This is a genomic window from Sorangium sp. So ce1014 (assembly GCF_051521505.1).
GTDB lineage: Bacteria > Myxococcota_A > Polyangia > Polyangiales > Polyangiaceae > Sorangium.
The window spans coordinates 1,790,105-1,803,189 of sequence record NZ_CP150356.1 but is presented as its reverse complement, the minus strand read 5'-3'; the positions used below and the strand labels follow the sequence as shown (position 1 = coordinate 1,803,189).

The following is a 13,085-nucleotide window of genomic DNA, read 5'->3' as shown; positions in this document are numbered from 1 at the left end:
ACCGTACCCGCATGACCCTTGCCTCGCTCGATACAAAGTGGATTGTCGCCCTCGCGATCGCCGCGATGCCAGGCGTCGCGTGGGCTCAGCCGGCGGCCGCGCCAGCGCCGGGAGCGCCGAAGGCCACTGGGAAAGAGCAACGGAATGACGCGCTCGAGGACGTCGACCTGCTGCGGTTGCTCGCCGTCGAGGTCTCCACGGCCACCAAGACGCGGGAGACCCTGGACGACGCGCCTGCCATCGTGACGGCGATCACCGCGGAGGAGATCCGGCGCTGGGGCTACAAGAGCGTCGGCGAGGCGCTCCAGCACGTCGTCGGGTTCTACCTGGTGGACGACCACATCCTGCCGAACGCCGGCGTGCAGGGGATGACGGGCGGGCTCGGGGCGGAGAGCGGCGGAATCAAGGTGATGATCGACGGCCGCTCGGTCGCGTTCCGCACCACCAGCGGCAACTGGCTGGGAACGGAGCTGATCCCGCTGTCGGCCATCAAGCAGATCGAGGTCGTGCGCGGCCCGGCGTCGGCGCTCTACGGTGCGGACGCGTTCCTCGGCGTCGTCAACATCATCACCCTGTCGCCGGAGGACATCCCCTTCGCCGACGGCACGGTGCAGGCCGGCGTGACGAAGGACCACCCGAGCGGCCGCCTCGACGTGGTCGGAGGATGGAGCGATGGCCGCTTCGACATGATGTTGATGGCCGCGGGGGAGCTCGACGATCGAAGTGGTCTGGAGATGCCCCGCCAGTCTCCGGCCCCCCGCGTCCCGGCGTACAATACGGGGCGCGTGGACGCCCAGAACCTCGAGCGGCTGTCGGGGGTCATCGGCTCGCGCATCGCGTTCCGCGATCCAGACCGCGGCCACCACCTCGTACTCAGCGGCACCTGGTCCGGCTTCCGGCGCGGCGGCGATTTCGCGCAATGGGCGCAGCTCACCGGCGGAACGGACGCCTTCGGGCGGCCTGCCGGCACCGTGATCAGCCTGCATCAACGTCGCCTGGCGGTCGATGGGCTGCTCCAGCTGAACCGAGAGCTCGCGCTCGCCGTGCAGGGCACGTACTTCCAGGGCGGCGTCCTCCCGGGGGACCGCGTGGATGTCGCCGGCGGCTGGTACTACATCGAACGGCGCATGGCCTATCGCGGCGTGGACGCGAACGTCGAGCTCCGGTGGGTCCCGTGGGACCGGTTCAACGTGATCTTGAACCTGGAGTCCGTCTATGACGACGAGGACCTGCCGTCCTTCCGCCGGGTCAGCAAGATCACGGGCGAGGCGTTTGGCTCGCCGGAGCGGGAGCAGCTCTCGGTCGAGCTTGTCGACGTCGGGGCGCTGCTCAGCGCCAACCTCAAGGTGCTGGATCCCTGGCTGAAGCTGACGGGGGGCTTCCGCTACGATCACCACAGCAAGTACGGCAATCAGCTGACCGGTCGCTTCGGGGCGACCTCGCACCTGGGCAAGACGGTCGTGGCCAAGCTGCTGTACGGCAGCGCCTTCAAGGCGCCGTCCCCGTATCTGCTCTATGCCGAGCCCCTCGTCCCGGGCGACGTGATCGGGAACGTGGACATCAGGCCTCAATTCATCCACACCGTGGACGCCGAGGTGACGTGGAGGCCGGTCGCCTGGGCCTCGGCGAGCACCGGGGTGTCCTACAGCCGGTTGAACGACAAGGCAGAGTTCGTCCCGCGGGGCATCAATCAGACGGCCGAGAACGTCGCCAGCCAGACGTCCCTGATCTGGGCGACGCGCGCCGAGCTGCGGCACGGCGACGCGCTCGGCGGTTACGGGTCGTTCGAGACCGTCCACTCGACCCGGGACTCCGGCCAGGTGGGCTACCAGGCGGAGCTCGTCGGTCCGGCGATGGTCGCTTACCCGAGCTGGATCGCCCGGGTCGGGGCCTACGTGAAGCTGCCGTCGCCGAGCTCCGTTCCGCTGGAGCTCTCGACGCAAGGGATCGTCGTCGGGCCCCGGCGCGCCGCGGACGCGAGCATCCTGGAAAACGGCGGCAGCTTCGACCTGCCGCCGTATCTCGGGTGGAACGCCAGCCTTGTGGCGCGCAACCTGTGGGTCGTCCCGGGTCACGAGACGACCGTGGCGTTGCGCGCCAAGAACCTCCTTGGCGCCACCGGGCCGGACCCCGGGTTCTCGGGCTTCGAGTACCCGCTCTCGCCGCGCGAGCTCTTCCTCGAGCTACGGCACCGCTACTGATTCGCGCCGATCGAGTCGAGGAAGGTGTTGTAGTCGTCGACCTTGTTCCCCGGGACGACGTCGAGACCAAGGTCGAACCGGCCGCCCTCGAGCAGCTGCGGCGCGAGGATCGCCTGGGTCGCTTCGAGGCCGATGGTCTTGATGCCGTAGAGGATGTAGGGCACGAGGTACCCCTCGTAGTACTGCCGCTGGACGTGCGTGGCCCGGATGCGCCCCTGGCGCATGAATTCGACGGTCTTCGGATCGAAGTCGAAGGCGACGACGGGGAGGTCCAGCCTGTCCGCGGCCTCGGCGGCCAGCGCGCACCAGTACGAGACGGAGAACAGGCCCATCAATCCCACGACGGGCGGCTCCGCTGTCTCGATCTGGGTCTTCATCCATTCGACGTCATCGGCCTCGCCCTCGTATACCCAGGTGACTTGACGCACCAGGACCGTGTAACCAGCTTTCTCGAGCACACCCTGGGCACCCTGCGTCCGCTGCAGCCCGTCGACCCACGTCGGGTCGAGGCTGCCGTGGAGGACCACCGTCCCCGGCCCCGGGGGCAGCAGCGCGAGCAGGGTATTCCCTGCGGTGATTCCGGCGGGCTTGCCGTTGGTTCCGACATAGATCGAACGCGCCGAGGTCGCCAGGTCTGTGTCGAGCGTCACCACGGGGATCCCCTCGGCGACGGCCTCGTCGATGGCGGCCGCGTTGCCGTCGCCGAAGGGCGAGATGCCGAGCCCTTCGGCGCCCTCCATGACCGTCTGTTCGATCTGCCGGCTCTGGAGCTCCATCTTCTTCTGCTGATCGTCCGTATCAGCAAAGGACCCGACCACGTTGCCCGTGACCCCGAGCTCGCCCATGGCTCGGTTCGCCCCCGTGGCGATCGGCGCAAAGAACCCGCCGAGGGTCTTCAACACCACCGTCATCTGCATCGGCTCGATCGAACCCTTGTTGATCTCGGCGACGAGGTTGTCGATCGTCTCCTCGAGCTCCACCGGGGTGAACTCGTTCTGGGGAGTCGGCGCTCGCTTGATGGGCGCGGCCTCCTCGCCCTGGCCGGTGGTGTCGTCCGCTCCGCATGCCGCCGTCATCAGCGTGAGCCCGAAGGCCGCCATCCAGCGTCTTCGAATCATCTTCATGAGACCCCCTTCAAGTCAGTGGTTCGTTCGGCCGTGCGCGGGTTGATCACGTGAAGCTCGACTTCACGGCGAGATCATGGCCCGACGAGGCACCTGACGGCGATGGGGGCGAGATCGACGAAGGCGTCGCCGTCCACGGTCCATCGTTGCATGAATGAATGCCTGTTCGCCCCGTATTCATCGAAGTCGTACTCGGCGGCGGCGCCGACGTAACGGAGAGGGACCCCCGCGCGGAGCTTGGTCATCGCCGCGCCCAGATCCCGCCACGAGGCAGCTTCGTTGTCGGGGCTGTTGAGCTCACGAATGATCTTCTGCAGCTCGTGTCCGGAGGAAGGGATCTTCCCGCTCTTCGCGTGGGCGTACGTGAGCCCCATCGCGGTGAGGACGACGCCGTCGTAATAGAAGTGCGCTGCGGGCAGCGGAGCCTCGCCGCCCCACCGGCTGGAGAAGTGTCCGATGAAGGCGGCGGCGTTCCCGGTCGCGCAGTCGACCGACTCCTCGGCTCCGTCCGTCATGCGGCACTCGCTCCGCAGGCTCAGCGAGGGCGAGACGCCGAAGTATCCGTCGAGAGAGCCCGCAGGGATGTTGGCGAGGAGCACCTCGGTGCGCAGCGCCGGGCCGAGGAGCCAGGTGCCCGGGCGGCCGGAGACGGTCCACTCGGTCACGATGGTCGAGCCGGTGGCGGGATAGGCGGCCAGGAGCGTGCGGCCGGCGCGCGCGCCGAAGGCGGTCTCGATCTTCGCCGTGTACGACGGCCGTCCCGACGTGAACGTCACCGAGGGGAGGATCCTCCCGCCGGACGAGGCGAAGCTGGTCGTGAACTCGCTGCTGACGCTGGCGTTGTAGTCGTCCGTCGCGGCCAGGCTGTTCACCGTGTCGATCCCCTCGCGAACGGCGAGGATCGCCAGCGCGCAGCCGACGTCGAACGCGGAAGGGGCGAGCCGCATCCAGCCCCCCTTCGCCTCGCTGCGCGCGACCGTGGGCGCGGCGTACCCCGGCAGCATGTGAAACGCGTCGAGCCACTTCACGTCCTGCGTGATGTCACGGGCGATCTCGTTCTCTTCGGGCCCGACGAAGTAGGCGACTCGATCCGTATAGAGCAGCTCCTGCAGCTGAACGAGCCCGCGCTCCGAGTTCGAGTGGCTGTCTCGGCTCCGCAGGTCGAACGGCCTCCCGTCGATCCCCCCCGCGGCGTTCAGGTCGTCGATCGCGAGCAGCATCGCTTGCTCGAGGTTGCGGCCGATGGCCGACTCGCTGCCGGAGAAGGGCAGGAGCGCCCCGATGAGGACCGCATTCTCGGGGTGCTCTGGCTCCGTCGGCGCACAGGAGGCCGAGAGCAGGAACGCGAGTCCCACGAGCAGCCCGGTCTCCCCACAGCGCGACCGTCGCCGGCGAGCCGCGGGGCACATGCCGGTTCGAGGGAAGCGATTCGACGCGGCAGGTATCCGAAGGGACATGCTTGAAGGTTCAGACAGGCCATCACATCGATGATCGTTCTGTCAAGGGCGTGTGAGCTCAAGCAACGAGTCCTGGAGCGAAGACTCAGGCCATCGTGCAATACAGAACACACCGGCGGACACCGATTCTCAGGGGCCGCGATTTTTGTCCGTGGATCGCGGTCTTCAGGCCGAGAGGTGAGACATGCGCGAGGACCGAGGGGCCCCCTGGGGCACGGGCGGGAACCACGGCGCCCGGCGGGCGGGGTGAGCGGCAGGAGGGGATGCCGTCATCCCCCGGACGCCGGCTGGGGCCAGCTCGCCGGCGCGGCGGCCGCGCCGCCCGGCTCACCGCCCCGGCGCGCCGCAGATGCGGTGGACCAGCTCGAGCAGGGGCTCGATCTGGAGCGGCTTCTTCAGGAGCCCCGCGACGCGGAGCCGCGACGCCTCCTGCTCGGCCCGCACGTCGGCGGACACGATCACCACCGGGACCGACGAGAGCGTCGGGTCGCGCTGGAGCTCGGCGCGCAGCTGCCACCCATCCATGATCGGCATCATCAGATCGAGCAGGATCAGCGCGGGCAGCGGGTCCTTGCGCAGCATCGCGAGCGCCTCGGCGCCGTCCGACGCCTCGTCGACGTCGTAGCCCTCGAACACGAGGAGCTGCGACAGGATGCTCCTGATGTCCAGATCGTCCTCGACGACGAGGATGCGGCCCGTTTTCTCGGTCATGCTCGAACCTCACCACCGGACCGCGCCGCGCGCTTCCCCTTTGCTGCTCCACCGAGCAGCTCAGCTGCGGCCCTGCCCGATCGAGCGTTCATGGGGCCCATGAGGCACCTTGAGCGCGCGCAACCGCCGCCGCAAGCGGCCGGCCCCACGGCGTGGCGCGCAGATCGCAGAAGGCGCAGAGGCGCGCCCGGCGCGCGGCCCGCCCTCATCTCTCTTCGTCGAGCTCGTCGAGCTCGTCGAGCCCTTTCCGTCGAGGACGGCGCGCCGCGCCTACTGGGCGGCCTCCTCGGGCACGTCGGTGTCGGCCTCGCCCGGGGCGCCGCCGCGCTCGTCATCGTCGGCCTCGCCCGGGGCGCCGCCGCGCTCCTCGCCCGCGTGCGCGCGCCATGCGGGCAGGAGCACGCGGAAGCACGCGCCCTGGCCGACCTCGCTCTCCACCCCGATCTCGCCCCGGAAGCTCGTCACGATGCCGTGGCAGATCGCCAGCCCGAGCCCCGTCCCCTCCCCGATCGGCTTCGTCGTGAAGAACGGGTCGAAGATGCGGCTCCGGAGCTCGGGCGCGATCCCGGGCCCGGTGTCGCGCACCTCGATGCGCACGCGGCCGGGCGGCGCGGGGGCGGTCGTGATCCGGATCTCGTTCTCCGCCTCCTTCCCGTCCGGCAGCGCCTGGGCGGCGTTCACGAGCAGGTTCAGGATGACCTGGCCGAGCTGCGCCTCGTTCGCGTGGACGGGCGGCACCGTGCCGAGCTCCAGGACGAGCCGCGCCTTGCTCCGGATCTGCTGCTGCGCCATCCGCAGCACGAGCTGGATCACGCGGTCGACCTCGACCGGGCCGAGCTCGCCGTCGTCGGCGCGCGAGAACGTCTTCAGGCCGCCCACGATGTGCCGGACGCGCGAGCCGCCCTCCGCGGCCTCGTCGAGCGCCGAGAGGAGCGCGTCGAGGCGCGCGGCGGCGCCCTTGGCGCGGAGCTCCTTGCGCGCGAAATCGACGTTCGCGACCATGTACGCGAGGGGGTTGTTGATCTCGTGCGCCACCCCGGCCGCGAGCGTGCCGAGCGAGGCCATGCGATCGGCGAGCAGGAGCCGCGTCTCGATCTGCCGGCGCTCGGTGACGTCGGATACGGCCCCGAGCATCCGGTACGCCTTGCCGCACGCGTCGCGCAGGACGGTGCCCCGGTCGTGGACGTCGGCGTAGCTGCCGTCCGCGAGCAGGCACCGGTACCAGAGCTCGAACGTGCTCTCGCCCCCTTCCATCGCGCGCCGCAGCCCGTTCATCACCCGGTCGCGATCGTCGGGGTGGACCCGCTCGAACCACCACGCCGCGTCCTCCTCGATGTCGGCGCCGCCCGTGCCGTAGAAGCTCCGCATGCGCTCGCTCCCGGTGACGCGCCCCGACGAGAGGTCCCAGTCCCAGAAGGCGTCGCTCGTCGCGCGCACGACGAGCCGCATGCGCTCCTCGCTCGTGCGGAGCGCGTCCTCGGCGGCCCTGCGCACCGTCATGTCGACGACGACGCCGACGCCGCGATCGCGGGCCCCCTCGACGAGGGCGGGGGCGATGAGCACGGGCAGCCGCCGCCCGTCGCGGGCGAGGAACTCCTTCTCGAACGGCGGGCAGATGCCGTGCTTCAGGACCTCCGAGAGCGCGCGCTGGTCCGCGGCGCGGAGCTCGGGCGGCGTGAGCGCCACCCAGTTCAGGCGGCCCGCCTCGACGTCCTCGCGCGCGTGGCCGATCATGCCCAGGAACGCGTCGTTCGCGTCGAGGATGCCCCCCGCCGCGTCCCACACGAAGAGGCCGATCACCTCCGTGGACACGTCGCGGAAGGAGCGCGCGGCGCGCTCGAGCAGCGCGCGCTCCGCCGGCGCCCGGTCGGCCGCGGGCGCGGACGACCGCCGCGCCCAGTACACCGCCGCGTCGAGCTGGATCGAGATCGACGGCTCGGTCGCCGCCGCCACGACCGTCGCGCCCGCCTCGAGCAGGGCCGCGGCCGCGCCGGCGCTCCCGGTGACGGCGACCACGGCCACCCGATCGCCGCCCGGCGCCGCGCGCAGCCGGCGGCAGAGCGCGAGCGCCTCGTCGAGCGGCCCCTCGGACCCGAGCACGGCCACGTCGAACGGCTGGGTCGCCAGGAGATCCAGGCCCGCCTCGATGTCCCGGGCCCGGACCGCGACGTGGCCGCGCGCCGCCGCGAGCGCCTGCGCCGCGCCCGCGGAGCCGCCTGGGAAGATCAGGATCCTGGGCTGCTGTGCTCCCGCCACCGGCGCAACATCCCGCGCGCGGCGCGCAGACGCAATACCGGCGCAGCGCGCTCCTGCTCCCCCCTCCTCCCTCGCCTCCTCCCAACCTCCCTCGCCTCCCCCCGAGCCTCCTCGCCTCCACTCACCTCTCTTTCCTCCCCCGCCTCACTCTCCTCCGTGCGTCACCCGACCCCGGTCCTCCGGTCGTCGAACCATTGACATGCGTTGGCAAACCCCGCGCGCTGCGACGACTTCTTGTAACAGAGGAAATAGAGCCTTCCGCCCTGAACACCGCACTCGGTGCGGTCTTTCCAGCAGGCGAGGAGCTCCGGATCCACGGCCGGGTTGCTCGCGATCGTCATTCCCTCCTCGAGATCCGGCATGTCGCCGGGGCAGCCCACCGGGCCGGAGGTCATCGGGACACCCACCGTGTTCGACTCGATGCCCGTGTTGAAGATCGCCTCGGCCACCCGGCGCGCGGCGGCGGCGCGGTCCGGACCGCAGAGAGAGAGGATATCGAGGCTCGCGCGCTCGACCTGAACGAGGACGAAATTGCGCCCCTCGGTGACGGTGAGCCCGAGCCCGCCCGCGGTGTACTCGTGACGGAGCAGGTCGGGCGTGTCGTCCGTGGCCGCGTGGAGCGCGTGGCGCGCCCCCACCGCCTCGCTGTGCGGGTTGAGCTCGCTCCGGAAGATGGAGTCGCACCAGTACAGCGAATCGGCGCGCGCCTGGGCCGGCACCTCGTCGAACCGCCCGACCGGCGTGAAGCCGTCCGGGGCCACGCGCGCCACGGCCGAGAGCCACGCCGCGACCCTGGCGCCGACCTCCTGCGTGAGACATTCCTGCGCGTTCATCGGCCACCTCCAGAACGTCCGTATCTCGCCACGATCTTCTCGACGCGGTAACCGTCGTTCGGCGCCGAGCTGAACCAGATGAGCCCCCAGAAGACGCCCAGGATCGGCTCCACGCTGTCGAACACCCCGGCGCCCCCCGCGTAGTACCGCGTCACGCCGCCGTGCGCGAACTCGAGGCACGCCTCGTACCGGTTGAGCCCCGGGCTGAACGACCCGTCGGGGAGGCGCGTATGGGAGGCGGGATACGTCCTCCCCTCCTCGACCGGGCCGTCGATGAGCGCCGCGCGCCACACGCGGCCGCCCTCGACCTTCGCCACATCGAGCCCCGCCCACGGCCGCTCCTCCAGATCGGCCGACAGCGTCCTGCGCCCGCCGTCCACGTTGGGATCGCCCCAGACCACGAGCATCCGCGTCCGCCCGGGGATCCCGACCTGGCGCAGCATGCCGCGGAGGAGGCGGACGATCGCCTGGCACTCGCCCGTCTCCTCCACGTGATCGGTCATCGCCCAGGCCCCGCCCTGGTCGTTCAGGTACGTCGGGTGGTGGTACTCCCGGGGCACCCTGGGGCTCGGCTGGAGCGTGTAGGTCGGGAACCTGGCCATGACCCCGTAGACGATCTCGTGGGGGTCGAGGGTGTTGAGCGGCGAGATCCAGGAGACCGCCCTGTCCATCCGCTTCAAGGTCACCCCATCTTCCTGCCAGACGTCCTGTCGGTCGGTCTGCGGCCTGCCCATCGTGACATAAACGACGTTCGAGGTCCGGCCGGGCGACAGCGCGGCTCCACCGCCCGCCGACCAGCTCAGGTTGAGGTCGAATTTCTGGATCCTCCTCCCGATCTTCCGCGCGGACGAGAGCTCGAGCGGCGCGGCGCTGGAGGCGGCGGCGGCGCCCGGGCTCTCGAAGGTGAGCCCCGCCGGCCCGACGCCGCGGATCTCGACCGGCGCCGCGCCGGGCGCGCCGCCGCTCGACGACAGCCCGAGCCGGATGACGACGCTCCGGCCCATCGAGATCGACAGAGGGACGGCGCGCTCCGGCGTCCACTCGGGCCGGGGGCACGGGTCGCCGGCGTTCCTCCAGCGGCTCTCCCCCGTGCAGCCTTTCAGGAGACCGTGATCGGACACGAACTCGATGGATTTCAGCGCGATGGACTGCGCAGCATCGGGCTGCGGGGTCTCCGTGGTCGGATCCGCCATATCGACCTTCCTCGCTCGCGGCGTTCATGGACTCGACACCTGCCGGGCCACCCGCCGATTCACGGGGATCGTAATGTCGGAGCCGGCCGAGCCAAGTCGGGAGTCGACGCAGGGGGCGAAGGCGCTCTGCCGACGGCGCGCCCTCGGCGAGCCCGCGCGCCGCGCGCCGGTAGACGCAGAGGCCCGCGCGCCCCCGCGTCACGAGCCGGGTTCCTGCGGCAGCGCACCCGAGCTAGATTGCGCCCATGCCCAACAGCCTGTTCATCGTGCACGTCCATGTGCACGTCAAACCCGAGCTCACCGGCGCCTTCCGCCAGGCGACGCTCGAGAACGCGCGCGCGAGCGTCAAGGAGCCGGGGATCGCCCGGTTCGACGTCGTCCAGGACAGCGAGGATCCCGCGCGCTTCGTGCTCATCGAGGTCTACAGGACCCAGGAGGCGCCCGCCGCGCACAAGGAAACGGAGCATTACAAGCGGTGGCGGGACACCGTCGCGGGGATGATGGCCGAGCCGCGGACCAGCCGGAAATACGTCAATGTCTTCCCTGACGACGGGGGGGTTTGACATGGCGTCTCCGGCCAACCCGCTCGCCTTCGAGTTCGCCACCGCGACGCGCATCGTCTTCGGCGCGGGCAAGCTCGCCGAGGTGCCCGCGGCCGTGCGGGGCCTCGGCGGGACGCGGGCGCTCGTCGTCACCGGGCAGCGCCCCGGCCGCGCCGCGCCGCTCCTCGCCGCGCTCGCCGAGGCGAAGATCGGCGCCGTGACCTTCGCCGTCGCGGGCGAGCCCACCGTGGAGATCGCCCGCGAGGGCACGTCGAGGGCCGCGGCCGAGCGGTGCGACGTCGTCGTGGCCCTGGGCGGCGGCAGCGCGCTCGACGCCGGCAAGGCGATCGCCGCGCTCCTCGCGAACGGCGGCGACCCGCTCGACTACCTCGAGGTCATCGGCCAGGGGAAAGCGCTTTCCAAGCCGGCGGTGCCGTTCGTGGCGATCCCCACGACGGCGGGCACCGGCTCGGAGGTGACGCGCAACGCGGTGCTCGCGTCCCGGGAGGCCGGCGTGAAGGCGAGCCTGCGCAGCCCGCACATGCTGCCGCGGCTCGCGGTGATCGACCCCGATCTGCTGGCGGGCGCGCCGCCCGAGGTGCTCGCGTCGAGCGGGCTCGACGCGCTCTCGCAGCTCATCGAGCCGTTCCTGTCGAGCCGCAGCAACCCGCTCACGGACGGGCTCGCGCGCGAGGGCATCCGCCGCTCGGCGCGCTCGCTGCGCCGCGCGGTCCTGGAGGGCCCCGACGCGCCGGCCCGGGACGACCTCGCCGTGGCCAGCCTGCTCGGCGGCCTGTGCCTGGCGAACGCCGGCCTCGGGGCGGTCCACGGCTTCGCCGCGCCGGTGGGCGGCACGTTCGACGCGCCCCACGGCGCCGTGTGCGCCGCGCTCCTGCCGGCCGTCCTCGAGGTGAACCTGCGGGCGCTGCGCGCGCGTGCCCCGGATCACCCCGCGCTGCCGCGCCTGGATGAGCTCGCGGCGCTCGTCACGGGGCGCGCCGGGGCCGGCGCCGAGGACGGGATCGCCTGGGTGCGCGAGCTCTGCCGCGACCTCGCGATCCCGGGGCTCCGGCGCTACGGCGTGAGCGAGGCGGACCTCCCGGCGCTCGTCGTCAAGGCCAGGGCGGCGAGCAGCATGAAGGCGAACCCGCTGCCGCTCACCGACGAGGAGCTGACCGACATCGCCGCGGCGTCCTTGTGACGGCGGCGCCGGTGGTATCATCCCGAGGTGGCAAGCCCCTACCGCACGAGGCCGTCCCCCTCGCCTGCCCGGCCGACCGATGAGAGGCGGCTCGGCGTGGCGACCGTGGCCTTCGGCCTCGCCTGCGGCGTGATGGGGCTGTCGCTCGCCGACGAGGGTCGGGCAGAGTGCGCGCTGCTCACGGGCTTCGGCGGCTTCGCCCTGCTCCTCCAGCGCGAGGGCGCTCGCTAGCCTCCCCTCTCCATCCCTGACGAATCCCCGACGACCGGAGCTCGATGAAGAACGATCCCGCCCCGACGAATGCCACCCTCGACGCCATGCTCGCCGCCCAGCGCATCGCGTTTGCGCCCGTCATGTTCCAGGTGGCGCGGGTCATGCGAAACCGCGGCGTCCTCAGGGCGCTCCAGCGCGCCGGCAAGGGCGGCCGGACGGCGGCGGAGGTGGCTCAGGACACCGGCCTCACCGCCTACGCGGCCAAGACCTTGCTGGAGGCGAGCCTGAGCTTCGGCCTCGTGGAGCCCGCCGAGGGCCGCGGAGAGCGTGGAGAGCGCTACGCGATCACGCGGGTCGGGCTCATCGTCGAGAACGACCGGATGACCCGTATCAACATGGATTTCATCCATGACGTTTGTTACGAGGGCATGCGTTTTCTCGACGAGGCCATCGAGGGTGGCAAGCCGGCGGGCCTGAAGGTCTTCGGCGAGTGGCCGACGGTCTACGAGGCGCTCCCGGCGCTCCCGCCGAAGGTGAGGGAGAGCTGGTTCGCCTTCGATCACCTCTACTCCGACTCGGCGTTCCCGCAGGCGCTGCCCGCCGTGTTCGAGCGTCGGCCGAGGACGCTGCTCGACATCGGCGGCAACACCGGTCGATGGGCGATCCAGTGCTGCGCGCACGACCCCGACGTGCGGGTCACCATCCTGGATCTGCCGGGCCAGCTCGAGGACGCGCGCGTCAACGTGGAGCAGCACGGCCTGCTCGGCCGGGTCATGGGCACGCCCATCGACTTCCTGGATCACGGCCAGGCGTTCCCGACAGGCTTCGACGCCATGTGGATGAGCCAGTTCCTCGTGTGCTTCTCCGAGGCGGACATCCTGCAGATCCTCCGCCGGGCGCGCGCCGCCATGGGGGAGAAGACGGAGCTCTGGATCCTCGACACGTTCTGGGATCGGCAGGAAAACGAGGTGGCGGTCCACTGCCTGCACGGCTCTTCCCTGTATTTCACGTGCCTCGCGAACGGGAACAGCCGCATGTACAGCGCCGCCGACATCAAGCGCTGCATCGATGAGGCGGGGCTCACCGTCGACGCGGAGATCGACCATCTCGGCCTCGCCCACACGCTGCTCCGGTGCCGCCGGCGCGACGTGCCCGCAGAGAAGCGCGGGTGAGGCGCTCGACGGGGGAGAGCGCGACGGCGGAGAGCGCGTAGCAACCTGGACGATCCGGCCCCCGGGCGAGCGGTGATACGACGGATGAGGCGGCCCGCGGCGCGCCGGGCGCGTTCGAACGGCTTTCGCCTGCGGTCCTCGCGGTGCATAGTGGGGGGCCCCGACGGCGCGCCGCGCCATGG

General features: G+C 71.2%; 11 protein-coding genes. 5 read left to right on the top strand and 6 right to left on the bottom strand.

Annotated elements, in window-relative coordinates:
• Nucleotides 1-11: 11 nt before the first annotated feature.
• A complete protein-coding gene (locus WME75_RS06890; protein ID WP_437487438.1) occupies nt 12-2,201 on the top strand; it encodes a TonB-dependent receptor plug domain-containing protein in 2,190 nt (729 codons plus the stop codon).
• Here the strand turns inward: WME75_RS06890 and WME75_RS06885 are convergent.
• The 6 genes from WME75_RS06885 to WME75_RS06860 form a co-directional block, all read right to left on the bottom strand.
• A complete protein-coding gene (locus WME75_RS06885) occupies nt 2,195-3,325 on the bottom strand; it encodes a substrate-binding domain-containing protein (RefSeq protein ID WP_437487435.1) in 1,131 nt (376 codons plus the stop codon). The two genes, WME75_RS06890 and WME75_RS06885, sit on opposite strands and share 7 nt — an antisense overlap.
• 74 nt (nt 3,326-3,399) lie before the next feature.
• A complete protein-coding gene (locus WME75_RS06880; RefSeq protein ID WP_437487433.1) occupies nt 3,400-4,680 on the bottom strand; it encodes an ABC transporter substrate-binding protein in 1,281 nt (426 codons plus the stop codon).
• A gap of 429 nt (nt 4,681-5,109) precedes the next feature.
• On the bottom strand, nt 5,110-5,493 hold the full coding sequence (locus tag WME75_RS06875; protein ID WP_437487430.1) for a response regulator: 384 nt from the start codon (nt 5,491-5,493) through the stop codon (nt 5,110-5,112).
• Nucleotides 5,494-5,763: 270 nt separating this feature from the next.
• On the bottom strand, nt 5,764-7,749 hold the full coding sequence (locus WME75_RS06870; protein WP_437487427.1) for an ATP-binding protein: 1,986 nt from the start codon (nt 7,747-7,749) through the stop codon (nt 5,764-5,766).
• Between the two features lie 161 nt (nt 7,750-7,910).
• Complete coding sequence (locus WME75_RS06865; protein WP_437487424.1) at nt 7,911-8,582, bottom strand: hypothetical protein; 672 nt, start codon at nt 8,580-8,582, stop codon at nt 7,911-7,913.
• Nucleotides 8,579-9,775 (bottom strand): hypothetical protein, encoded by a 1,197-nt coding sequence (locus tag WME75_RS06860; RefSeq protein ID WP_437487422.1) that lies wholly within the window; start codon nt 9,773-9,775, stop codon nt 8,579-8,581. Before WME75_RS06860 ends, WME75_RS06865 begins: the two co-directional genes overlap by 4 nt.
• A gap of 245 nt (nt 9,776-10,020) precedes the next feature.
• Between WME75_RS06860 and WME75_RS06855 the strand changes: the two genes are divergently transcribed.
• Genes WME75_RS06855 through WME75_RS06840 form a run of 4 tightly spaced genes read left to right on the top strand, consistent with a single transcriptional unit; the run spans nt 10,021 to nt 12,903 of the window.
• The gene (locus WME75_RS06855) at nt 10,021-10,338 is read left to right on the top strand and encodes a putative quinol monooxygenase (protein ID WP_437487419.1); all 318 of its coding nucleotides are present in this window, start codon (nt 10,021-10,023) and stop codon (nt 10,336-10,338) included.
• 1 nt (nt 10,339) lies between these two features.
• Nucleotides 10,340-11,518 carry an iron-containing alcohol dehydrogenase gene (locus tag WME75_RS06850; protein ID WP_437487416.1) on the top strand — a complete coding sequence of 393 codons (1,179 nt, stop codon included), beginning with the start codon at nt 10,340-10,342 and terminating at the stop codon, nt 11,516-11,518.
• Nucleotides 11,519-11,545: 27 nt separating this feature from the next.
• The gene (locus WME75_RS06845; protein WP_437487413.1) at nt 11,546-11,749 is read left to right on the top strand and encodes a hypothetical protein; all 204 of its coding nucleotides are present in this window, start codon (nt 11,546-11,548) and stop codon (nt 11,747-11,749) included.
• A 44-nt stretch (nt 11,750-11,793) separates the two neighbouring features.
• On the top strand, nt 11,794-12,903 hold the full coding sequence (locus WME75_RS06840) for a class I SAM-dependent methyltransferase (RefSeq protein WP_437487411.1): 1,110 nt from the start codon (nt 11,794-11,796) through the stop codon (nt 12,901-12,903).
• Nucleotides 12,904-13,085 lie beyond the last annotated feature (182 nt).

Excerpts from the sequence above, each read along its gene's own strand:
- WME75_RS06890 (WP_437487438.1), top strand. The coding sequence starts at position 12 with ATGACCCTTGCCTCGCTCGATACAAAGTGGATTGTCGCCCTCGCGATC.
- WME75_RS06885 (WP_437487435.1), bottom strand. The coding sequence starts at position 3,325 with ATGAAGATGATTCGAAGACGCTGGATGGCGGCCTTCGGGCTCACGCTG.
- WME75_RS06875 (WP_437487430.1), bottom strand. The coding sequence starts at position 5,493 with ATGACCGAGAAAACGGGCCGCATCCTCGTCGTCGAGGACGATCTGGAC.
- WME75_RS06865 (WP_437487424.1), bottom strand. The coding sequence starts at position 8,582 with ATGAACGCGCAGGAATGTCTCACGCAGGAGGTCGGCGCCAGGGTCGCG.
- WME75_RS06860 (WP_437487422.1), bottom strand. The coding sequence starts at position 9,775 with ATGGCGGATCCGACCACGGAGACCCCGCAGCCCGATGCTGCGCAGTCC.
- WME75_RS06855 (WP_437487419.1), top strand. The coding sequence starts at position 10,021 with ATGCCCAACAGCCTGTTCATCGTGCACGTCCATGTGCACGTCAAACCC.
- WME75_RS06850 (WP_437487416.1), top strand. The coding sequence starts at position 10,340 with ATGGCGTCTCCGGCCAACCCGCTCGCCTTCGAGTTCGCCACCGCGACG.
- WME75_RS06840 (WP_437487411.1), top strand. The coding sequence starts at position 11,794 with ATGAAGAACGATCCCGCCCCGACGAATGCCACCCTCGACGCCATGCTC.